This window comes from Vibrio sp. 10N.261.55.C5 (assembly GCF_041470505.1).
Lineage (GTDB): Bacteria > Pseudomonadota > Gammaproteobacteria > Enterobacterales > Vibrionaceae > Vibrio > Vibrio crassostreae_C.
In genome coordinates this window covers 100,018-100,324 of record NZ_JBFRMS010000010.1, presented here as the reverse complement: position 1 = coordinate 100,324, position 307 = coordinate 100,018, and the positions used below count along the sequence as shown (strand labels likewise).

The 307-nt window shown below is 46.9% G+C and carries 1 pseudogene; it reads right to left on the bottom strand.

Going from position 1 to position 307, the window contains the following annotated elements:
• Positions 1-57: 57 nt before the first annotated feature.
• Positions 58-307 (bottom strand): annotated as a pseudogene (locus AB4263_RS03225) (ATP-dependent helicase); the annotation flags it as partial.

Below are 307 nucleotides of genomic sequence, written 5' to 3'. Positions count from 1 at the left end.
CTGTAACGGCGCGTTTTTATATGTATAGATCTTTAAACTGGAGCTTTGTACAGCTTATTAGCGACGTGCTTTACCGCGGTTTTGGTGAATCTTAAGCTTCGCTTTCATCTTACGTTTTTCTGATGAACGGCTTTTGCTGCGACCACCACGATCGGGCGCTAGATCTTTTTCAAGGCTTGGTTCAAAGCCCTCTAGCCACTCTTGAGGCAAGCGCGTATCAAGTAATCGCTCAATGTCACCCAATAGGTAAGCTTCATCCTGACTCATCAAAGAGATCGCTAAGCCGCTGTTACCCGCACGGCCAGTA